General features: G+C 66.6%; 24 protein-coding genes and 1 pseudogene. 7 read left to right on the top strand and 18 right to left on the bottom strand.

Annotated features, from left to right (window positions below; all coding sequences use genetic code 11):
• Positions 1–22: 22 nt before the first annotated feature.
• The 7 genes and pseudogenes from nucS to D472_RS0120765 all read left to right on the top strand — a co-directional run bounded on the left by nucS (position 23) and on the right by D472_RS0120765 (position 5,528).
• Positions 23–700: an endonuclease NucS gene (gene nucS / locus D472_RS0120790; protein ID WP_026117920.1), complete on the top strand. Its 678-nt coding sequence runs from the start codon at positions 23–25 to the stop codon at positions 698–700.
• Positions 701–838: 138 nt separating this feature from the next.
• A pseudogene (locus D472_RS0120785) lies at positions 839–1,132 on the top strand (ATP-binding cassette domain-containing protein); the annotation flags it as partial.
• Positions 1,133–1,200: 68 nt separating this feature from the next.
• Positions 1,201–1,620: a helix-turn-helix domain-containing protein gene (locus tag D472_RS29595; protein WP_449406505.1), complete on the top strand. Its 420-nt coding sequence runs from the start codon at positions 1,201–1,203 to the stop codon at positions 1,618–1,620.
• The gene (locus D472_RS0120780) at positions 1,544–2,215 is read left to right on the top strand and encodes a DUF1707 SHOCT-like domain-containing protein (RefSeq protein ID WP_017606383.1); all 672 of its coding nucleotides are present in this window, start codon (positions 1,544–1,546) and stop codon (positions 2,213–2,215) included. The genes D472_RS29595 and D472_RS0120780 overlap by 77 nt, the downstream gene beginning before the upstream one ends.
• Before the next feature lie 243 nt (positions 2,216–2,458).
• Entirely contained in the window at positions 2,459–3,985 is a 1,527-nt protein-coding gene (locus tag D472_RS0120775; RefSeq protein ID WP_017606382.1) for a M20/M25/M40 family metallo-hydrolase, read from the top strand.
• Positions 3,986–4,321: 336 nt separating this feature from the next.
• Positions 4,322–4,921: a cob(I)yrinic acid a,c-diamide adenosyltransferase gene (locus D472_RS0120770; protein ID WP_017606381.1), complete on the top strand. Its 600-nt coding sequence runs from the start codon at positions 4,322–4,324 to the stop codon at positions 4,919–4,921.
• A gap of 142 nt (positions 4,922–5,063) precedes the next feature.
• A complete protein-coding gene (locus D472_RS0120765) occupies positions 5,064–5,528 on the top strand; it encodes a hypothetical protein (protein WP_017606380.1) in 465 nt (154 codons plus the stop codon).
• A 177-nt stretch (positions 5,529–5,705) separates the two neighbouring features.
• Here D472_RS0120765 and D472_RS0120760 read toward each other — a convergent pair whose 3' ends face one another.
• From D472_RS0120760 to rho, 18 genes are all read right to left on the bottom strand, one after another.
• Positions 5,706–6,011 (bottom strand): MTH1187 family thiamine-binding protein, encoded by a 306-nt coding sequence (locus tag D472_RS0120760; RefSeq protein WP_026117919.1) that lies wholly within the window; start codon positions 6,009–6,011, stop codon positions 5,706–5,708.
• Between the two features lie 62 nt (positions 6,012–6,073).
• Positions 6,074–6,562, bottom strand: coding sequence for a DUF2550 domain-containing protein (locus D472_RS0120755; RefSeq protein ID WP_017606378.1), 489 nt, complete (start codon positions 6,560–6,562; stop codon positions 6,074–6,076).
• Positions 6,563–6,583: 21 nt separating this feature from the next.
• The gene (locus tag D472_RS0120750) at positions 6,584–6,973 is read right to left on the bottom strand and encodes a F0F1 ATP synthase subunit epsilon (RefSeq protein ID WP_017606377.1); all 390 of its coding nucleotides are present in this window, start codon (positions 6,971–6,973) and stop codon (positions 6,584–6,586) included.
• A 128-nt stretch (positions 6,974–7,101) separates the two neighbouring features.
• Positions 7,102–8,547 (bottom strand): F0F1 ATP synthase subunit beta, encoded by a 1,446-nt coding sequence (gene atpD / locus D472_RS0120745; RefSeq protein ID WP_017606376.1) that lies wholly within the window; start codon positions 8,545–8,547, stop codon positions 7,102–7,104.
• Positions 8,548–8,552: 5 nt separating this feature from the next.
• Positions 8,553–9,473: a F0F1 ATP synthase subunit gamma gene (locus D472_RS0120740; RefSeq protein WP_017606375.1), complete on the bottom strand. Its 921-nt coding sequence runs from the start codon at positions 9,471–9,473 to the stop codon at positions 8,553–8,555.
• A 3-nt stretch (positions 9,474–9,476) separates the two neighbouring features.
• Positions 9,477–11,117: a F0F1 ATP synthase subunit alpha gene (gene atpA, locus D472_RS0120735; RefSeq protein WP_017606374.1), complete on the bottom strand. Its 1,641-nt coding sequence runs from the start codon at positions 11,115–11,117 to the stop codon at positions 9,477–9,479.
• A 67-nt stretch (positions 11,118–11,184) separates the two neighbouring features.
• Entirely contained in the window at positions 11,185–12,006 is an 822-nt protein-coding gene (locus D472_RS0120730) for a F0F1 ATP synthase subunit delta (RefSeq protein ID WP_017606373.1), read from the bottom strand.
• The gene (gene atpF, locus D472_RS0120725) at positions 12,006–12,548 is read right to left on the bottom strand and encodes a F0F1 ATP synthase subunit B (RefSeq protein ID WP_193373502.1); all 543 of its coding nucleotides are present in this window, start codon (positions 12,546–12,548) and stop codon (positions 12,006–12,008) included. The genes D472_RS0120730 and atpF overlap by 1 nt, the downstream gene beginning before the upstream one ends.
• 55 nt (positions 12,549–12,603) lie before the next feature.
• Complete coding sequence (gene atpE / locus D472_RS0120720; protein ID WP_017606371.1) at positions 12,604–12,828, bottom strand: ATP synthase F0 subunit C; 225 nt, start codon at positions 12,826–12,828, stop codon at positions 12,604–12,606.
• A 123-nt stretch (positions 12,829–12,951) separates the two neighbouring features.
• A complete protein-coding gene (atpB, locus tag D472_RS0120715) occupies positions 12,952–13,776 on the bottom strand; it encodes a F0F1 ATP synthase subunit A (RefSeq protein WP_017606370.1) in 825 nt (274 codons plus the stop codon).
• Positions 13,777–13,887: 111 nt separating this feature from the next.
• Complete coding sequence (locus D472_RS0120710) at positions 13,888–14,118, bottom strand: AtpZ/AtpI family protein (RefSeq protein WP_017606369.1); 231 nt, start codon at positions 14,116–14,118, stop codon at positions 13,888–13,890.
• Between the two features lie 105 nt (positions 14,119–14,223).
• Positions 14,224–14,646, bottom strand: coding sequence for a hypothetical protein (locus tag D472_RS0120705; protein WP_017606368.1), 423 nt, complete (start codon positions 14,644–14,646; stop codon positions 14,224–14,226).
• A 224-nt stretch (positions 14,647–14,870) separates the two neighbouring features.
• The gene (locus D472_RS0120700) at positions 14,871–16,037 is read right to left on the bottom strand and encodes an MraY family glycosyltransferase (protein ID WP_017606367.1); all 1,167 of its coding nucleotides are present in this window, start codon (positions 16,035–16,037) and stop codon (positions 14,871–14,873) included.
• Positions 16,038–16,049: 12 nt separating this feature from the next.
• A complete protein-coding gene (locus D472_RS0120695) occupies positions 16,050–16,844 on the bottom strand; it encodes an L-threonylcarbamoyladenylate synthase (RefSeq protein WP_017606366.1) in 795 nt (264 codons plus the stop codon).
• Between the two features lie 92 nt (positions 16,845–16,936).
• A complete protein-coding gene (gene prmC, locus D472_RS0120690; RefSeq protein ID WP_017606365.1) occupies positions 16,937–17,800 on the bottom strand; it encodes a peptide chain release factor N(5)-glutamine methyltransferase in 864 nt (287 codons plus the stop codon).
• On the bottom strand, positions 17,797–18,867 hold the full coding sequence (prfA, locus tag D472_RS0120685; protein WP_017606364.1) for a peptide chain release factor 1: 1,071 nt from the start codon (positions 18,865–18,867) through the stop codon (positions 17,797–17,799). The genes prmC and prfA overlap by 4 nt, the downstream gene beginning before the upstream one ends.
• Before the next feature lie 111 nt (positions 18,868–18,978).
• A complete protein-coding gene (gene rpmE, locus D472_RS0120680) occupies positions 18,979–19,188 on the bottom strand; it encodes a 50S ribosomal protein L31 (protein ID WP_017606363.1) in 210 nt (69 codons plus the stop codon).
• A 722-nt stretch (positions 19,189–19,910) separates the two neighbouring features.
• Positions 19,911–20,717: transcription termination factor Rho (gene rho, locus D472_RS0120675; RefSeq protein ID WP_017606362.1), on the bottom strand; the 807-nt coding region annotated here is incomplete at its 5' end.

Here is a 20,717-nt window from a genome sequence, read left to right as displayed (position 1 = left end):
CGAAAGCGGTAACGTGCCTCCCGTGCGTCTTGTCATCGCGCGGTGCAGCGTCGACTATGCCGGCCGGCTCACCGCCCACCTGCCCATGGCTCCCCGCCTGATCCTGATCAAGGCGGACGGGAGCGTGTCCATCCACGCCGACGACCGGGCGTTCAAACCGTTGAATTGGATGAATCCGCCCTGCAAGCTGCGGGAGGAGACCGTGGCCGACGGTCCCGACGTGTGGACGGTCACGCACGACAAGTCCGGCGAGAAACTCGTTCTGACGATGGAGGAGATCTGGCACGACTCCTCCCACGAACTGGGCAAGGACCCCGGGCTCCAAAAGGACGGTGTGGAGGCCCACCTCCAAGAACTGCTGGCCGAACACATCACCACGCTGGGCGAGGGTTACACGCTCATCCGCCGCGAGTACCCCACCGCCATCGGCCCGGTGGACATCCTGTGCCGGGACGGTGAGAACAGGACCGTCGCCGTGGAGCTCAAGCGACGCGGGGACATCGACGGCGTCGAACAACTCACCCGTTACCTCGAACTCCTCAACCGGGACCCCTCGCTGGCTCCGGTCACCGGGATCTTCGCCGCCCAGGAGATCAAACCCCAGGCCCGGGTTCTGGCCGAGGACCGTGGAATCACCTGCGTGGTGCTGGACTACGACGAACTGCGTGGCATCGAACCCGACACCCTGCGCCTGTTCTGACCGACCCCGTTTCGGCCCCGGGCCTTGGCCCTGAGGAATGTGCGTGGCGACCCCCGAGCCCGTGTCCTCCGACCGCAGGACACGGGCTCGTCTTCGTGGCGGATACCCCTGGCCCTCCTTCCACGGGAGAGTCGGGGCATGAGCGAAACGGTCATCGAGGTCGGCGACCTCCAGAAGCGGTACGGCGACAACAACGCGGTCGTGGGCATCGACCTCAGCGTCACCCGCGGCGAGGTCTTCTCCCTTCTCGGCCCCAATGGCGCGGGCAAGTCCACCGCCGTCGAGATCCTCGAAGGATTCCGCACCCGTACCGGTGACGACGTCCGGGTTCTGGGCGAGGATCCGGGTAAGGCCGGGCGCGCTTGGCGTGCGCGGATCGGGATCGTCTGGCAGAAGGAGACCCTGGTCCCCAAGACACCGGTGCGACCGGTTACCTGCTCAAGGACACCCCACGCGCGGAGTTGGCCGAGGCGGTCCGTTCTGCGGCCCGCCGGGAGACGGTGCTGAGCGGTCGATTGGCGGGAAAGCTGCTCACCCGGGTGCGGCGACGCCCCGAACCGGCGGGGCCCGATCTGTCCCCACCAGAGGTCGAGGTCCTGCGGCCGGCCGCCGAGGGACGCGCCAACGCGGCCATCGGCACGGCCCCACGCATCAGCGCCACCACGGTGAAGACCCACCTGATGCGCGCCTACGAGAAGCCGGGAGTGAGCGACCGGACGGCAGCGGTGTCCCTCGCGGGCTACTCCCGGAGCGGTAGGCCCCGAGCCGCTCCGATGGTTTCTCAGGGCTCGCTCAGGGACTTTCCCGGACGCCGTGACAGCCTCAGCCTGGAAGAATCGGGCTATGGTGGAAAAGATGAGCGAAATCACCCCCCACGAGGACGGTCACGGCCGGATGCGGGCTTCCGACGCCGACCGTGACGCCGTCGCGCACCGCCTCCGAGAGGCCCTGGCGGAGGGCCGTCTGGACCCCGATGAGCACGGGGAACGCCTGGACGCGGTCTATCGGGCCAAGACCCTTGGAGAACTCGCCCCTCTCACCCATGACCTGCCGGACACGGGTTCCGCCACATCCCCGCCCCCGACCGACTTCCGTTCGCCCCGCCCCATCTACGGCGCGGGTCGGCTCTCGGACACCCCCGCCACCAGCCATAGTGCCCTGGCCCTCATGGGCGGGGCCGACCGGTCCGGGAACTGGGTCGTCCCGGGCACGTTCGTCACCGCGGCGGTGATGGGCGGCATCGAGCTCGACCTGCGCGAGGCCCGCTTCACCCAGCGCGAGACCACCATCTGGATCGCTACGGTCATGGGCGGCGTCGGGATCATCGTGCCCGAGGACATCCAGGTGCGCGTGCACGGACTGCCGATCATGGGCGGTTTCGGAATCGAGGGGGACACCACGCCCAGCGTGGTGGAACCGGACGCCCCGATCGTGCACATCCGTGGTCTCGCGGTGATGGGCGGGGTCGGAGTCGAGTACCGGCCCCGTAAGCACCAGGGCGACGAAGAACGGTGACCGTTTCCCACCCTTGACGGAAGCCCTGAAACCCCACGGACAAGACGATCAGGTCGTTTGGAACCCGATATCCAATCACAATGTGCACACTTACGTAAGGCCTATGGCTGATTGTGGCAATGTGATACGCCCTCCCTTGCCGCGACCCTCGACCGATGCAAGGCTTCTCCGGTACCTCGCCCACCCCAGGTGTCCATTCCCCACACCACGGTTCGATGGACCCCCTACACCGGAGGAAGCATCGTGCGTTCAAGCCACCCCGGGAAGTCGCCCCACGGGGCGACCCCATCCCCCTACCGGCGGCGCGCCACCACCGCCGGTCTCGCGGCCCTGCTGATGACCGCGGCCACCCTCGCGGGCGCGCCGGCGCACGCCGACGAACTCCCCCTCTCCGAGGCGGTGACCGTCGACGCGATCGAGAGACACCTGGCCAACCTCGACATGATCGCCGAATACAACGGTGGGAACCGGGCCACCAACACCCCGGGCTACGACGTGGCCGCGCTCTACATCGAGGACCAGCTGAAGCGAGCCGGTTACGAGCCCTACCGCCACGAGTACGACTACGAGGCCTGGCGGATGAACTCCCCCACGGTCCTGTCCCAGGTCACGCCGGAGAAGACCTCCTACGAGGAGGGAGAACACTTCGAGACCATGTCCTACTCCGGCGCGGGCAGTGTCCGTGGTGCCAAGGTGACCGTGGTCTCCCCCGGCTCCACGGACAGCGGTTGTGCCCCGGAGCAGTTCGAGGACTTCCCCGAGGGCCACATCGCGCTGATGCAGCGCGGCACCTGCCCCTTCGGGGACAAGGTGCGCAACGCCGCCGACGCGGGCGCCGTGGCCGGCCTCGTCTACAACAACGAGGACGAGGTGTTCCTCGGCACCGTGGGCGAGGAATCGGACATCCCGGCGATCGGTGTCTCCGGTGAGCTGGGCGAGGAGATGGCCTCCATCGCCCGCAACCTGCGACTCAAGATCGAGGTGGACTCGACCGTCACCACCGAGACCTCCTACAGCGTCCTGGCCGACACCTCGGGCGGCAAGGAGGACAACGTGGTGGTCGTCGGTGGTCACCTCGACAGCGTCGAGGATGGCCACGGCATCAACGACAACGGCAGTGGCGTGGCGTTCGTCCTGGAGACCGCCCTGCGGCTGGCCGAGCAGGGCGACCCGAACAACCAGGTCCGTTTCGCGTTCTGGGGCACCGAGGAGTCCGGCCTGATCGGCTCCAACGAGTACGTCGCCGACCGGACCCCCGAAGAGATCGACGACATCGCTCTGTACCTCAACTTCGACATGATCGGTTCCCACAACTACGGCCGCTTCGTGCTGGACGGCCGGATGGAACTGCCTGAGTCCGGTGGTGCCCCCGCCGGCTCCGGCGCGATCGCCAAGATCTTCGAGGACTACTTCGAGGAGCAGGGCCAGGTCAGTGAGCCCGGCGTACTGAGCGGCCGCAGCGACTACTTGGCCTTCATGCAGGCGGGGATCCCCTCCGGTGGCTTGTTCAGCGGTGCCGACGGCGTCAAGTCCGAGGAGCAGGTCGAGTGGTACGGCGGTACCGCCGGCGAGTTGTTCGACCCGTACTACCACACCCCGGACGACACCATGGACAACATCAACTGGGACTCCGTGGCCGAACTGTCCGCGGCAGGCGCGCACGGCGTAGAGTTCCTCGCCGCGAACACGCTCCCGGTCAACGGTGTGGTCCCCTTCAGCGCCCCGGTCGAGGTCGACCTGCCTCGCCTGGGCGACGCCTGGGTGAAGTAGTCCCGCTTTTCCCGAGCCTCGGTTGCGTCCATACCCGTACCCGCTCGCTCGAATGAGAAGGGGCGGGTGGCGTGAACCCCCCGGTCCCACGCCACCCGCCCCTTCGCGGCGTCTCCCCCCGCGCCCGTACGCTCGAACGGTCCCCTCTGTTCCGTCCGAACGGTGTCTCGACGCGAACACCGCTGGAAACCACTCTCCGTAGCTCCCTTGCTCCCCAAGGTATCAGCGAGACAGGCAATGATCACCGGCTGAGATCAAACAGTTATCCTGAGTCACGAATCCTTGTCGGGGGTCGTGCTCACACCCAGGAGAACCCCATGCCTCTAGGCTGGCCCCATGACCAAAAGGGACACGGACAAGCCGGTCGTGCTGTCGAAGATCTACACCCGCACCGGTGACGCCGGCACGACGGCGCTCGGCGACATGAGCAGGACCTCCAAGAACGACACCAGACTCATCGGCTACGCCGACACCGAGGAGGCCAACGCGGCCATCGGTACGGCGTTGGCCATGGGCGAACTCCCCGATGACGTCCGGGCCCTACTGGGCCGAGTGCAGAACGAACTCTTCGACCTGGGCGCGGACCTGTCCACCCCCATCACACCCGACCCCGAATACCCGCCCCTGCGCGTCCTCCCCGAGTACGTCACCCGGCTGGAGGAGGCCTGCGACACCTACAACGCGGACCTGCCCACCCTGCGTAGCTTCATCCTGCCAGGCGGCTCCCCCACCGTCGCGCTGGTGCACACCGCCCGGATCGTGGTCCGACGGGCCGAACGTTCGGTGTGGGCCGCCATCGCCGAACACGGCGACAGCGTCAACCCCCTCACCGCCCAGTACCTGAACCGGCTCTCGGACCTGTTGTTCATCCTCGGTCGGTACGTGGCGAAGGAGAAAGACGAGGTTCTCTGGAAGCCCGGCGGGGAGCGGGACTAGGTCCGAAAGCTCGAAGCCCCGCGAGCGGGATCGCCCCCGCCCCGCTGCGAAAACGCGGGCTTTGGAGGCTTTCGTGTGTGAGCGGTCCCAGAACGGCTAGGGCTTGGTGTGAGCGATTCCCCCTGACAGGAGGAAGAGAACCATGAATACGAAGACCAAACCCGGCAGCGTCATCGCCGTTCTGGTACTGCTGATCCTGATCGCCACCTACCAGCTCGTCTACGGACTCTTCGGCCTCCTCGGCGCCGTCCTCATCGAGGGGAGCGACCTTCGGAACCGTTTGCCCGCTGAGTTCGCCGCCGAGGCCGAGGCCGCCCAGAACCTGGTCTGGGCCGTCTACCTCGGCGCCGGACTGGCCTTGGTCTACGGACTGGTGTCCATCGTCCTGGCCGTGATGGTCGGCAAGGACCACCCCCGAGCACGTGGCGCGACCATCGTCGTCAACGCCATCGCGGGAGTGGCGCTCCTGGCTCTGATGTTCACCGCTGTCTACGGGCTCGGCGCCATCATCTCCGCGCTCTTCGCCTTCACCGTGGTGGCGCTGCTGTACAACGGCTCCTCCCGGCGGCACTACGCCGTCGCCATAGGGGCGCACGCGTCGACTTGACCTCGCGTCAGGGCCTGTTCGGCGAACAGCGGGGGCGCCGTTCGAGCGCGGTCAGGCCCTGTTCCGTGAAATCCGTGGAGGCGCGTGGGGCGGCTGGTTCGACGAAGGGCCGTCGACCGCCAGACCGTCCCGCGAGGACGGGCGAGCGGGCGACGGGTGGGAGAGGGCGAACACGACCTAGTCGCGGCCGTCGAGTTCACGCTCGACGGCCGCGACCTTGCCTCGCAGACCGTCGGTGACCCCCGAACGGACATCGGCCTTGAGGGTCAGGCTCACCCGACTCTCCCCTTCGCCCGCGGCCTCCACCGCACGCTTGACCACGTCCATCACCTCGTCCCACTCACCCTCGATGCTGGTGAACATAGCGGAGGTCTCGTTGGGCAGCCCACTGTCACGCACCACCCGGACGGCGCGAGCCACCGCCGGAGTAACGGACTCACCGGAACCGAGCGGGGCGACGGAGAAAGCGACGATAGTACTCATGGGGTCATGGAAACACACAGGCCCCACCGGTGTGAACCAGGTGGGGCCGCGTTTCCGAAGGCTCAGGCCTCCCAGTGGGTCCCCGGGGGCATGGACTCGATCCACGACAGGAACCCGGTGAGCTGGCCCTCCCCCATCGCGAGTTCGTAGACCGCCACCTGCGGATCGGACCCGTCCTCGGCCCCCCAGCCGATCTCCACGACCGTTACGTCGGCTGGCAGGGGCACATCTCCCGCATCCGGGGAACGGCGACCCACAACGACGAGGCCGCGGCGCGACAGTCGTACTGTCGGCCGCGGCCTGAGTGAAAGGACCGGGAACCAGCCCAGGTTCTGGGTGCCGTATCGACCGAAACCGACACGCCAGGAACCTCGACGGCCCTTCGCCCCGCGCACGCGCAGATAACACTCGATGGCGCCACCGCTGCGTATCAGGACGAACCGCCGCAGGGCCCCCGCGGTCAGCAGCGCCAGCGCCACGGCGACGACGAGGGCGAGAAACACCCACCACAAGGACTCCGACCACGGTGTTCCCTGCAGCCGCTCCACCACTCGTCACGCCTTTCGGTTACGCTAGGCGACTTCCTCGCCGGCGGCGCGCAGACGACTACGGGCACGGCCGGCGGCGATGCTGTCGCCCGCCTCGGTCGCGCTCGTCAGGGCCTGACGCGCACGATCCACATCGATGTCCTCGGCGAGTTCGGCTGTCTCGGCGAGGATGGAGATACGGCCCTCACCCGAAACGGAGACGAACCCGCCATGGGCGGCGGCCTTGACCTCACCGGTCTCACGGGCGCCCAGAACGCGAACGACCGCGTCATGGGCGAGCAGTGACAGCACCGGCACGTGGCCCGGCTGCACACCGATCTCACCTTCGACCGTCTTCGCGATGACCATGTCGCCCTCGCCCGCCCAAATCTCACGTTCGGGAGAGACGATCTCGACGAAAAGCTTCTTCGACACTGCCACAAACTCCTCGGCTAGCGGGTGGGTTCGGCGAGGTCGAGCACGAATCGATACTCGACCCCGCCTGGGAACTAGCCCCGCCCGTCACCCCCGATTTCGACGTTCGGGGGCCCTGACGCGCAGTCCTAGCCTTCCTGCAGCTTCTTGGCCTTCTCGACGGCCATGTCGATGTTGCCGACGTCGAGGAAGGCCTGCTCGGGCAGGTGGTCGTACTCACCGTCGCACAGACCCTTGAAGGAGGCGATGGTCTCCTCCAGCGGCACGAACACGCCCGGGGTGCCGGTGAACTTCTCGGCGACGAACATGTTCTGCGAGAGGAAACGCTCGATCCGGCGGGCCCGGTTGACGATGATCTTGTCCTCTTCGGACAGCTCGTCCATACCCAAGATGGCGATCTGGTCCTGCAGGTCGTTGTTGCGCTGCAGGATCTCCTTGACCCGCTGGGCCACCTGGTAGTGCTCCTCACCCACGTACTGCGGGTCCAGGATGCGGGAGGAGGAGGCCAGCGGGTCCACCGCCGGGTAGATGCCCTTCTGCGAGATCGGGCGGGAGAGCTCGGTCGTCGCGTCCAGGTGGGCGAAGGTGGTCGCCGGAGCCGGGTCGGTGTAGTCGTCGGCCGGGACGTAGATCGCCTGCATCGAGGTGATGGAGTGACCACGCGTGGAGGTGATGCGCTCCTGCAGCTGACCCATCTCGTCCGCCAGGTTGGGCTGGTAACCCACGGCGGAGGGCATACGGCCCAGCAGCGTGGAGACCTCCATACCCGCCTGGGTGAAACGGAAGATGTTGTCGATGAAGAGCAACACGTCCTGGCCCTGGACGTCACGGAAGTACTCCGCCATCGTCAAAGCCGAGAGCGCCACGCGCAGACGAGTGCCCGGGGGCTCGTCCATCTGACCGAAGACGAGCGCGGTGTCCTGGAGGACCCCCATCTCGTCCATCTCCAAGAAGAGGTCCGTACCCTCACGGGTACGCTCACCGACACCGGCGAACACGGACACACCACCGAAGTTACGGGCGATACGGGTGATCATCTCCTGGATGAGCACCGTCTTGCCCACGCCCGCGCCACCGAAGAGACCGATCTTCCCACCGCGCACGTACGGGGTGAGCAGGTCGATCACCTTGATGCCCGTGACCATCATCTCGGTCTTGGACTCGAGCTGGTCGAAGGAGGGGGCCTTGCGGTGGATCGGCCAGCGCTCGGTCACACCGAGCTCGGCCGTGGGCACGTCCATGGACTCGCCCAGGGTGTTGAACACGTGGCCCTTGACGATGTCGCCGACGGGCACGCTGATGGGCGCGCCGGTGTCGCGCACCTCGGCGCCACGGACCATGCCGTCCTGCGGGGCGAGGGAGATCGCCCGGACCAGGTTGTCGCCCAGGTGCTGAGCGACCTCCAGGGTGATGACCTTGTCCGTGCCACCGATGCTCACATCGGTGTGCAGGGCGTTGTAGATGGCAGGCAGGGAGCCGACGGGGAACTCCACGTCGACGACCGGGCCGGTGACCCGGGCGATCCGACCGGTGGCGGTGCCGGCGCCGGTCGTCTCTTCAGCTGTCGTTGACACTTCTCTTACTCACTTCCCGCGCTGGACCCAGAGAGTGCATCGGCACCGCCGACAATCTCACTGATCTCATTGGTGATCTCGGCCTGACGTGCCTGGTTGGCCAGACTGGTCAGGCTCTTGACGAGTTCTTCCGCGTTGTCGGTCGCGGCCTTCATGGCCGCGCGACGAGACGCCTGCTGGGAGGCGGCCGACTCCAGGAGGGAGGCGTGGATCCGGTTGACCACGTACTGCGGCAGCAGCTGGTCCAAGACCTCCTCCGCGGAGGGCTCGAACTCGTAGAGCGGCAGCGCCTGGCCACCGTGGCTCGCCTCGAGTTCCTCCGCGTCGACCTCTTCCACCTCCAGCGGAAGGGCGCGAACCGCCCCCGCCCGCTGGGTCAGCATCGACACGAACTCCGTGGAGACCACGTGGATCTCGTCGACACCACCCTCGGCGGTGTCCTGGGAGAACCTCTCCATCAGGGTGGAGCCGATCTCCTGGGCGTGCGCGTAGGTCGGACGCTCGGTGATGCCTTCCCAAGCCTGCTCGACCTCACGGTCGCGGAACTTGTAGAAGGCCGCACCCTTGCGGCCCACCATGTAGGTGAGGACCTCCTTGCCCTGCTCCCGAAGAAGCTGGGTGAGGGACTCGGCCTCCTTGATGACGTTGGTCGAGAAGGCGCCGGCCAGACCCTTGTCACTGGTGATGACCAAGACGGCCGCACGGGTGGGGTTCTCGGCCTCGGTCAGCAGCGGGTGGTCGGTCACCCGGCTGGCGAGGGCGGACACCGCCCGCGTGATCTCCCGTGCGTAGGGGCCTGCGGCCTCGGCCGCGCGCTGCGCCTTGGTGATGCGCGTGGCCGCGATCAGCTCCATCGCACGGGTGATCTTCGCCGTCGCCTTCGTCGCACGGATCCTCCGGCGATAGACGCGAAGCTGTGCACCCATGGGTTACTTCCCGCCCTTGGCGACCTTGATGGTCTCCTGGCCGACCTTCTCCTCGGAGAGCGCCTCTGCCTCGGCTTCGGTGCCCAGGAGGCTGCCCGCGGAGGTCTGGAAGCTCTGCTTGAACTTCTCGATGGCGCTCTCGAGGGTCTTTTCGGCCTCGCTCTCGAACTTGCCGGTCTCGCGGATGGTGTCCAGGACACCCTTGTGCTCGCGGTCCAGGTAGGACAGGAAGTCCTCCTCGAAACGGCGGACGTCCTCGACCGGGACCTCGTCGATCAGGCCGGTGTTACCCATCCAGATCGAGACGACCGTCTTCTCCATGGAGAAGGGCGAGTACTGCCCCTGCTTGAGCAGCTCCATCATTCGAGCACCGCGCTCCAGCTGCTGCTTGGAGACGGCGTCCAGATCCGAACCGAAGGCGGAGAAGGCCTCGAGTTCACGGTACTGGGCCAAGCTCAGCCGCAGGGTACCGGAGACCTTCTTGGTCGCCTTGGTCTGCGCGGCACCACCGACACGGGAGACGGAGACACCGACGTCGATCGCCGGACGCTGGCCCTGGTTGAACAGGTCCGAGTTCAAGAAGACCTGACCGTCGGTGATCGAGATGACGTTGGTGGGGATGTACGCCGAGACGTCGCCCGCCTTGGTCTCGATGATCGGAAGGGCCGTCATCGAACCCGCGCCCAACTCGTCGGAGAGCTTCGCGCAGCGCTCCAGCAGCCGGGAGTGGAGGTAGAAGACGTCACCCGGGTAGGCCTCACGGCCCGGCGGGCGGCGCAGCAGGAGGGAGACCGCGCGGTAGGCCTCGGCCTGCTTGGTCAGGTCGTCGAAGACGATGAGGACGTGCTTGCCCTCGTACATCCAGTGCTGGCCCAGGGCCGACCCGGTGTACGGGGAGAGGTACTTGAAGCCGGCCGGGTCGGACGCCGGGGAAGCGACGATGGTGGTGTACTCCATCGCGCCGGCCTCTTCGAGGGCACCACGCACGCCGGCGATGGTCGAGCCCTTCTGGCCGACCGCGACGTAGATGCAACGCACCTGCTTGGAGGGGTCGCCGGTCTCCCAGTTCGCCTTCTGGTTGATGATCGCGTCGATACCGATCGCGGTCTTACCGGTCTGCCGGTCACCGATGACCAGCTGGCGCTGGCCACGGCCGACCGGGGTCATGGTGTCGATCGACTTGATACCGGTCTGGAGCGGCTCACCGACCGGCTGACGCTCCATCACGGTCGCGGCCTGAAGCTCGAGCTCGCGGCTCTGAGTCGTCTCGATCTCACCCTTGCCGTCGATGGGGTTGCCCAGGGGGTCCACCACGCGGCCGAGGAAGTTGTCGCCCACCGGGACCGAGAGGAGCTTGCCGGTACGACGTACCTTCTGCCCCTCCTCGATGCCGGTGAAGTCGCCCAGCACGACGACACCGATCTCACCGATCTCGAGGTTCTGGGCCATGCCCAGGGTGCCGTCTTCGAATTCCAGCAGCTCGTTCGCCATCGCCGAGGGAAGGCCACCGACGCGGGCGATGCCGTCACCGGAGTAGGTGACGGTTCCGACCTCTTCCGCGCGGGTGGTGTCAGGCTCGTACGACTGGACGAAGCGCTGTAGCGCGTCCCGGATCTCATCCGGCCGGATCGTCAGCTCCGCCATCTCTACGTTGTCCTTGCTCTCAAATGGCGCCGGGCCGGCGCCGTGCGTGCTTGCTTGTCTTCGCGTCTCAGCCGGCCAGACGGCGCTGGACCTCAGCGATACGCCCGGCGATGGTGCCGTCGATGACCTCGTCGCCCACCTGGATGGAGAGTCCACCCACGATTTCGGGGGCGACCTCGATGTTCAGGTGGATCTCGTGGCCGTACCTACGCCGCAGAATCGTCCGGAGACGGTCCTGGTGGACCTCACTCAGCGGGACCGCGCTGCGCACCACCGCGATGTAGCGCTGGGCGCGCTCGGCGACCAGCTGCCCGAAGTTGTCGAGCGCCTGTTCCAGGGTACGTCCCCGAGGACGGGTGACCGCTTCGCTGACCAGAGCCAGCGTCGCGGAGTTCACCTTGCCCGAGAGCAGGTTCTCGACCAGGGTGTGCAGGTGCGAGACGGCCACGCCCTCACGGGTGAGCGCCGCACGCAGCTCCGGCTCGGCGACGACGATCCGCTCGAACCGGAACAGCTCGTCCTCGAGTTCGTCCAGCCGGGTGCCCTCCACCGAGGCGACGGTCGCGTAGACCGCCAGGCGTTCCAGTGCGTCCACCATGTCGCGGGGGCCCGCCCACGGTTGGGACACGACGTCGTTGACCACGATGACCGTGGACGGCGACACCTTGCCCTCGAGGATCTGACCGATCAGGCCGGTCTTCTTCTCCACCGGGTTGGCCTGGTCCGCGAGCCAGCGGCGCAGGGAGTGCTCGTCGCCGAGCAGGGCGACGACCTCGAAGAGCTCGCCACCGAGCGAGACCGCGTGCTGGGCGGCGTCCGCCGACGCCAAGACGTTGGAGTCCAGGCGCCGGGTCGCCTCAGCCAGGGAGTTACGGCTGATACCACGCATCAGCGCACCTCGGCTTGCTTCGTGCTCTCGCTGCTCTCCAGCTCCTCGAGGAACCGGTCCACCACCCGGGTCTGGGCGGCGCCGTCACCGAGCGTCTCACCGACGATGCGGCTCGCGAGCTCAGTGGACAGGGTGCCGATCTCACCACGGAGCTGAACGAAGGCCTGCTGTCGGTCGGCCTCGATCTGCGCCTTGGCGGCGTCGATGATCCGTTTGGCCTCGACCTGGGCCTCCTCGCGGGCCTCGGCGATGATCGCCGCGCGCTGCTCCTTGGCCTTCTCGAGTTCTTGCGCGTACTCGCGGTGGGACTCTTCGAGTTTGTCGCGGTACTGCTGGCGGATCTCCTCGGCCTCGGCCTCGGCGCGCTTGGCCCGCTCGATGCCGCCCTCGATGGCGTCGTGACGCTCGTCGAGGACCTTCATGACCTTGGGGACCGCCTTGCGGGCCACAAAGAAGTAGACCACGGCGAGTGCGATCGCACCGAAGGCGGCCTTCACCGGGTCGATCCGCAAAATGTTGTAATCGGCTGCCAGCTCCAACAACATGGTCAGCCCTCCTTCGCGTCAGTCGCCATCAAAAACGGTTGGCAGGAGTGCCTTAGCCGCCAATGGCGAACGCGAGGACGAAGCCCAGGATCGCGAGGGCCTCGATGAGCGCGAAGCCCAGGAAGATGTTGGTCTGCAGCGGGCCGCGGGCCTCGGGCTGGCGGGCGATGGCCTGCATACCCATACCGAACACGAGACCGACACCGATACCGGCGCCGATGACGCTGATGCCGTAGCCGACGGTGTTGATGCTGCCTTCGATAGCGGCGATGTCCATTGTGTTTCCCTTTACTCGACGTCCGGCGTTGCGGTTCGCAATAGGTCAGTGCGCCGGGGTGGGCGGGTCTTTACACCTTTCACCGCCCCGGCGAGGGTGCCGGGGCCGGTGCGAGGGGTTCTTTTAGTGAGCTGCTTCGAGGGACTGGTTGATGTACAGGCTCGCCAGCAGCGTGAAGATGAACGCCTGGACGGCCATGATCAGGATCTCGAAGACGAAGAAGGCGATGTAGCCGAGCAGCGCGGCACCGGAGTAGACCACCGAGAGGGCGGCCAGGGCCGGTTCGGCCGTGACGTTCAGCATGTACCAGCCGCCATAGGCGAACACGGCCAGCAGCAGGCTGCCCGCGAACATGGTCGCGAACAGACGCAGGGCGTGCGTCACCGGGCGGATGACGAAGACCGAGAGGATCTCGATCGGGGTGACCAGCACGTAGATCGGCTTGGGCATCCCCGGGGGGAAGATCTGGTTCCTGATGTAACCCCAGCCGCCCTGCTTCTTCATACCGATGATCAAGGTCAGGATGAAGATGAAGCCGGCGAGCATCGCCGGGAACGACAGGTCGCTGTTGACCGGGAGCAGACCGGGGATGAGACCGGTGAAGTTCATCAACAGGATGAAGGTGAAGATCGCGGTCATCAGCGGGATGAAGCCGTCACCCTTGGCCCCCATGGTGGGCCGGGTGATCTGGTCCCGGATGAACAGCACGAGCATCTCACCGATGCCCTGCCTGCGACCGGGGACGAGGCTCAGCTTCTTGCTGAACCACGACCACAGGAGCAGGACGGCACCGAGAGCGATCAGCAGCAGAACCAGGTACAGGTCGATTCCTGTGGTGCCGGGGATGCCGGTGATCCACGGTTCGGGAAAGAACATCCCGATGGTGGGGGCCTCGAACCCGCAGCCGCTGAAAAGATGGCAACCCGGTTCGGCCGCGAGAATGCGCACGTCAGCACTCACGGCGAATCCTTTCGTCGTGACGCAAGAAAGCCTCGTTGATGGTTGTGGCAGAGCAGGCCACCACGGTTTCCCGTGGTGTCATCGCTCTGGCGGAAGAGTTCAGACCTGGCGGGTCTTGGCGACGATCAAGACGACCGCGCCGACCAAGCCCAGAACCGCCCCGATGGGCAGGAAGAGCGCTTGGAAACCCAGAAGTCGGTCCAGGCCCCAGCCGATCCCGCTCCACACGAGAACTCCCGCGAGGAGAGTGGAGAAGAGCGCCCAACCATCGGCCTCCCGAGGCGCCGGGGGCGCGCTGGAGTCCACCTTCTCGGTCGGTTCGTCGCTCATCTCGCTCCGGAATATAGCATGTGGGGCTCGGCTGGAACGTGGCTGCCCGCCTGCTGTGGAACAGGTTATTACGCCCACCCCGGCGGGCCACGGCGGGGCACCCCATCACGTGTTCTCCGAACTCTCGGACGGGTCCACGTGCAGCATCTTGGCCTTGGAGATCGCGCGCATCTGACCACCGAGCCAGGCCAGGACGACGACCAACGCGCTGTAGACGAAGGCGTTGCTGTCCAACTCGGCGATGAGGTCACTACGACCCAGTGTCACCAGAAGAACACCCAGCACGGTCATCTTGACGACGAAACCGAGCATGTTGGCGGCAAGGAACAGATCCTTGTTCCGCCGAGTGACTTCGATGACCGCCCATTGCCCCAGACCGAAGCAGGCGAGGACGATCACGACCGCAAGGGCCGAACTGAGAGCTCCGGCAACGCCGCTGATCAGGGCCGAGACCGCGATGGCCAGGGCACCGACAACGGCCGCTGGAAGCGCGGCGCCGCGGAAGATCCGGGCGTCGTGTCCCTGCATGACGAAGCTCCGTGGGGTTCAGTGGTTACCTGCTCGTGAAAGCTATCACAAGGTTTTCGGTCGTAAATCCAGGGGTTCCTTAACGCACTCTTAACGCTTCACGAAAGCCACGTTCTCGGAGGCCTTCGAGCCTTGTGTCACCTTGGACACATACACCTCGAACCTCGCACCTGTGCACATACGGATCAGCAGAAGGACCTTTGGTCCCGAACGTGACCGTGCTTTTATCCATCGGTTGACCGATGGTGATCTGAAGTTCTGTCCGCACCGTTTTCCCGATCCCAGGGCAACAGTCCGCGACGGCGCAGTCGTGGCAACGCGATGAGACCGACGGCACAGGTGGCGACCAACACGGTGACCGTCAACACGATGAACGGGGAGTCGAAGATCGACAGCGCTACCGCGGCGAAGGCGACGATCCCCGCCCACAGATACATCAGCAGTACCGCGCGAGTGTGGGTGTGTCCCATGTCCAACAAACGATGGTGCAGGTGCCCCCGGTCCGGCGCGAAGGGCGACTTTCCCGCCAGGGTCCGCCGCAGCACCGCCAGTACCAGGTCGGCCAACGGTAGCGCGATCACCAACAGCGGCAGCAGGATCGGCAGGAAGACGACCAGGCCGGAGGAATTGAACTCCTCCCTGGCGGTGTTGGCGTCGAACTGCCCGGTCACGGTGATGGTGATGGAGGTCAACAACAACCCCAGCAGCATCGATCCGGTGTCGCCCATGAACACACGGGCCGGATGGAAGTTGTGGAACAGGAAGCCCACACAGGTACCGGCCAAGATGATGGCGATCATCGCCGGGTAGGACTGTCGGACGAATCCCTGCTCGACCGCGACCACGTAGTAGTACGCGAAGAAGGCCAAGGAGGAGATACCGACGATGCCCGCGGCCAGACCGTCCAACCCGTCGGCGAAGTTGACCGCGTTGATGGTCACCACGATGAGCAGGATCGACACCATCGCCCCGAGCCAGGGCCCCAGGGAGAGCTGTGTTCCGGGCAGCGGCAGCCACAGTAGCTGCACCCCCTGCCACACGAGGATGCCCGCGGCGGCGATCTGCCCGGCCAATTTGCTCAGGGCGTCCATTCCCCAGCGGTCGTCGATGACGCCGATCACGGTGATCAGGCCACCCGCCAGCAACAGACCGATCCAGGTCTTGGCGACGAACACGTTCTGTAGGTGCGGCAGTTGCGCGGAGATCAACAGCGCCGCCGCGAACCCACCGTAGATGGCGAGTCCGCCCAGCCGCGGAATGGGTTCGGTGTGCACGTCGCGGTCCCGCACCGGGGGAGCCGCACCGAAGGCGATCGCCAACCGACGCACCAACGGAACGAGCAGGTAGGTCACCGCCACGGCGATGACGAAGGTGAGCGCGTACTCCCGCACGGGACGGCCCCTCTAGTTCTCGGAACGGTCGCTGCTCTGAGAGGTCTCCTCCTCGGTGGCGGAGGTCGGCCGAGTCTGCTCCCCCGCGCCCTCACCCGCCTCCTCGGGCTCGCCGCTCTCCTGTTCCCGTTCCTGCTTCGGCTTGACGGTACCCTTGCGCAGTTCGCCGATGACGGTTCCGCACACCGCGCGCAACCGATCGATCGAGATGGCGCCCGAACGCAGTACCCGTGGCACCGCGTAGGTGAGGTCGACGATGGTGGAGGCCACCGGGCTCTCGCTCTGGCCACCGTCCAGGTAGACCGCCACGTCCTCGTCACCGAGCTGTTCGATGGCCTCCCCAGCGTTCACGGCTGCCGGCCGTCCCGACTTGTTGGCGCTGCTGACCGCCATCGGACCGGTCTCCTTGAGCAGCTCCAGGGCCACCGGATCCATCGGCATGCGCACGGCCACCGTGCCCTTGGTGTCGCCCAGGTCCCAGGACAGGCTGGGGGTCGCGGTGCACACCAGGGTGAGCGGGCCGGGCCAGAACTCCTCCATCAGGTCCCGGCCGTGGTTGCCCAGGTCGTCGATCAGGGCGGTGGCGGCGCGAATGGAGCCCACCAACACCGGCGGTGGCATGTCGCGGCCCCGCCCCTTGGTCTCCAGCAATCGCGCGACCGCCTTCGGGCTGAAGGCGTCGGTGCCGATGCCGTACACGGTGTCCGTCGGCAGAACCACGAGTTCGCCTCGGCGTACCGCAGAGGCGGCGTCGGCGATGCCGTCCTTGCGGGCGGTCTCGTCCGCGCAGTCGTAGATGCGGCTCACCCTGCGTTCACCTCGATCTCGAGCGGGTCCGACCGGCCGGGTACGTCGGTCCGACCCTGGGATGGGGATGTGCTGGGACGATGATGGGGCCCTCAGTCGTCCTCGTCCGCCCGGCGCATGACCACGAATCGGTCGCGCCTGGCCATGTCCTTGCGGTTGAGGACATCGCGCCAGCCCTTGTCCTCGGGGAACAGCCAGGGGATGTCGATACCCTGACCGTCGTGGTGTTCGATGGCCATGGACCCGCCCGGGCGCAGCAGCCTACGACCGACCGCCTCCAGGTCTCGGATCATGTCCAGGCCGTCCTCACCCGACCACAGCGCGGGAGCCGGGTCGTAGTCGCGCACCTCGGGAGGGATGGTGTGGGCCTCCCGGGTGGGCACGTAGGGCGGATTGCTGATGAGCAGGTCCACGTGGCCGTTGAGTTCGGGCAGGGCCGTGCGCATGTCGCCTTGGTGGGCCGTCACCCGATCGGCGTGCCCGCTGGCCTCGATGTTGCGCCGGGTCCAACGTAGCGCCTCCTGGTCGAGTTCCACGGTGTGCACCCGTGAACGCGGTACCTCCTGGGCGATGGAGATGGCGATGGCGCCCGATCCGGCACCCAGGTCCACCACCAGGGGGTCCGCCACGTCCATGGCGCGCAGGGTCTCGATGGCCCAGTCCACCATGATCTCGGTCTCGGGGCGGGGCACGAAGACCCCCGGACCGACCTGGAGTTCCAGGTAACGGAAGTAGGCTCGCCCGGTGATGTGCTGCAACGGTTCGCGGGCCTCACGCCGGGAGACGCACTCCCAGTAACGGGCGTCGAAGTCGGCATCGGCCACCGCGTGGAGTTCCCCTCGACGGACACCGTGCACGAACGCCGCGAGCTCCTCGGCGTCCGTACGTGGTGAGGCCACACCCGCTTCCGCGAGTCTGAGCGTGGCGCGGGCGACCTCGTCGAGTAGGAAGTTCATGACGATTGCGCGGCTTCGAGCCTCTCCTTGGTGTCCGCGTCCACCAAGGCCTTGACCACCCCGCCCATGTCCCCGTCGAGGACCTGGTCGAGGTTGTAGGCCTTGTAGCCGACCCGGTGGTCGGAGATACGGTTCTCGGGGAAATTGTAGGTGCGCACGCGCTCGGAGCGGTCCACGGTGCGGACCTGGCTCTTGCGTTCGGCGGAGGCCTCGGCGTCGGCGCTGGCCTGGGCCTCGGCGTAGAGCCGGGCGCGCAGGATACGCATGGCCTGCTCCTTGTTCTGGAGCTGGCTCTTCTCGTTCTGGCAGGAGGCCACGATGCCGGTCGGCAGGTGCGTGATACGGACCGCGGAGTCGGTGGTGTTGACGCTCTGGCCACCGGGGCCGGATGAACGGTAGACGTCGATGCGCAGGTCCTTTTCGTGGACCTCGATCTCGATCTCCTCGGCCTCGGGCACGACCAGCACCCCTGCGGCGGAGGTGTGGATGCGGCCCTGGGACTCGGTGACGGGTACTCGCTGGACCCGGTGGACACCGCCCTCGAACTTGAGCATCGGCCACACACCCGCCCCGGGTTCGGGGGTGCCCTTGTTCTTGAAGGCGATCGTGATGTCCTTGTAGCCGCCCAGATCGGAGTGGGTGGCGTCGATGACCTCGGTCTTCCACCCCTGACGCTCGGCGTAGCGCAGGTACATGCGGACCAGGTCACCGGCGAACAGCGCGGACTCCTCACCGCCCTCGCCGGCCTTGACCTCCATGATGAGGTTCTTGTCGTCGGCGGGGTCACGCGGGACGAGCAGCACGCGCAGGCGCTCGGTGAGCTCCTCGGCCTGGATGGTCAGCCGGTCGGCCTCCTCGGTGAAGGAGGAGTCTTCGGCGGCCAACTCACGCGCGGCCTCGATGTCGCTTTCGACTTCTTTGAGCTGGCGGTAGGTCTCGATGATCGGGGTGAGCTGAGAGTAGCGTTTGCCCAGCCTGCGTGCCTCGGCCGGGTCCGCGTGCACCTCGGGGTCGGCGAGCCGCTGTTCCAGCTCGTAGTACTCCCCTAGCAGGTCGTCCAGCTTCACTTTCCCATTCCCGTCTTCTCGTCCGCCCTGTGCCTGTCTCCCCGTACGGGGACGCGTCCGGTCCGGTGGCGAGACCCCCATGGGGACAGGCCACCGAACCGAAGGGCAGCGCTACTTGCGCTTGCCGAAGCGCTTCTCGAAGCGGGCGACCCGACCACCGGTGTCGAGGATCTTCTGCTTGCCGGTGTAGAACGGGTGGCACTCGGAGCACACGTCGGCGCGCAACTTGCCCTCGGTGATGGTGCTACGCGTGATGAAGTTGGCCCCGCAGGTGCAGGTCACCTCGGTCGCGACGTATTCCGGGTGGATGTCGGCCTGCATGTGTGTCTCCTTGCTTGAGCGCGACCGCCGGACGCAGGACGACCGCACCACCGTCGGAGGTGGAACGATGTCGATGCCATGCGCGAACCGGTGCCGCGACGATCCAGGTAAACGGGGTGGCGTGCTCTTCCGAGTGGAAGGACGGACCTATCCCATCTACCAGTTTGCCAGACCGACAACCGTGTCGAGACCAGTCCTTATTCCCCATCCTCCTTCGAGCGGCCGGTTCCCGGCCTTCTTCAAGCGGTCGGCCTCGTGCATCGTGCTGGGCATCGGTTCGTCCCGGTCCCGACGGACCAGCCATTAGAACAAGGTGACCGGCCCGAGGTCGGGGGAGCGCCCAGGGCGGTGAGGGAATCCAGGGCGGGGATCCGTGCGCGTTGGCTGGAATGGGGTGGGTGGGGAGGCGGGCGCCTGGGGTGGGAGTCGTGGTTGTCGGGCGGCTGCCAGGTGGGTTCGGAGCGCGTCAGGTGGGGTGTGGGTTGTGCTGGTCGGGCGGCTGCCGGTGGTCCCCCTTTCCCGGCCGCGTGATGGTGGCCGCCCGCTCCACCACCTGGTACCAAGTACCCAATCCCGCCCCTATAGCGGTGATCTTGCTCCCAGCGCCCATGTTAGCGTTAACATGGGCGCTGGGAGCAAGATCACCGGGAAATAGGGCGTTGAAAGAGGAACGGCCCCCTTCCCTGTGGGAAGAGGGCCGCCCTCGTTCGGGCTCAGGCGCGTCAGCGCTCCGGGCCCACCGTCGTCTTCTGGATCTGCATCAAGAACTCGGCATTGCTCTTGGACTCCTTCATCTTGTCCAGGAGCAGCTCGATCGCTTGCTGGGTGTCCAGCGCGTGCAGCACCCGACGGAGCTTCCACACGACGTTCAACTCCTCGGCCGACATCAGGATCTCCTCCTTACGGGTACTGGAGGCGTCCACGTCCACGGCCGGGAAGATCCGCTTGTCCGCCAGGGACCGGTTGAGCTTGAGCTCCATGTTGCCGGTGCCCTTGAACTCCTCGAAGATCACCTCGTCGGCACGCGAACCGGTCTCGACCAGCGCGGTGGCCAGGATGGTCAACGAGCCGCCGCCCTCGATGTTGCGGGCCGCGCCGAAGAAGCGCTTGGGCGGGTACAGGGCGGTGGAGTCCACACCACCGGACATGATGCGTCCGCTGGCGGGGGCCGCCAGGTTGTAGGCACGGCCCAGGCGGGTGATGGAGTCGAGCAGGACGACCACGTCCATGCCCATCTCCACGAGACGCTTGGCGCGTTCGATCGCCAGGTCCGCGACGACCGTGTGGTCTTCGGCCGGGCGGTCGAAGGTCGAGTGGATGACCTCGCCCTTGACCGTGCGCTGCATGTCGGTGACCTCTTCGGGACGTTCGTCCACGAGGATCACCATCAAGTAGCACTCGGGGTTGTTCTCGGTGATGGCGTTGGCGATCGCCTGCATCACCATCGTCTTACCGGCCTTGGGCGGAGAGACGATGAGACCGCGCTGGCCCTTACCGATCGGGGCGACCAGGTCGATGATGCGCGTGGT

It is taken from the genome of Nocardiopsis alkaliphila YIM 80379, assembly GCF_000341005.1.
In the GTDB taxonomy this organism is placed as follows: Bacteria; Actinomycetota; Actinomycetes; order Streptosporangiales; family Streptosporangiaceae; genus Nocardiopsis; species Nocardiopsis alkaliphila.
Note: the sequence above shows the minus strand (reverse complement) of the source record. Positions and strands in the feature narration are given on the sequence as shown.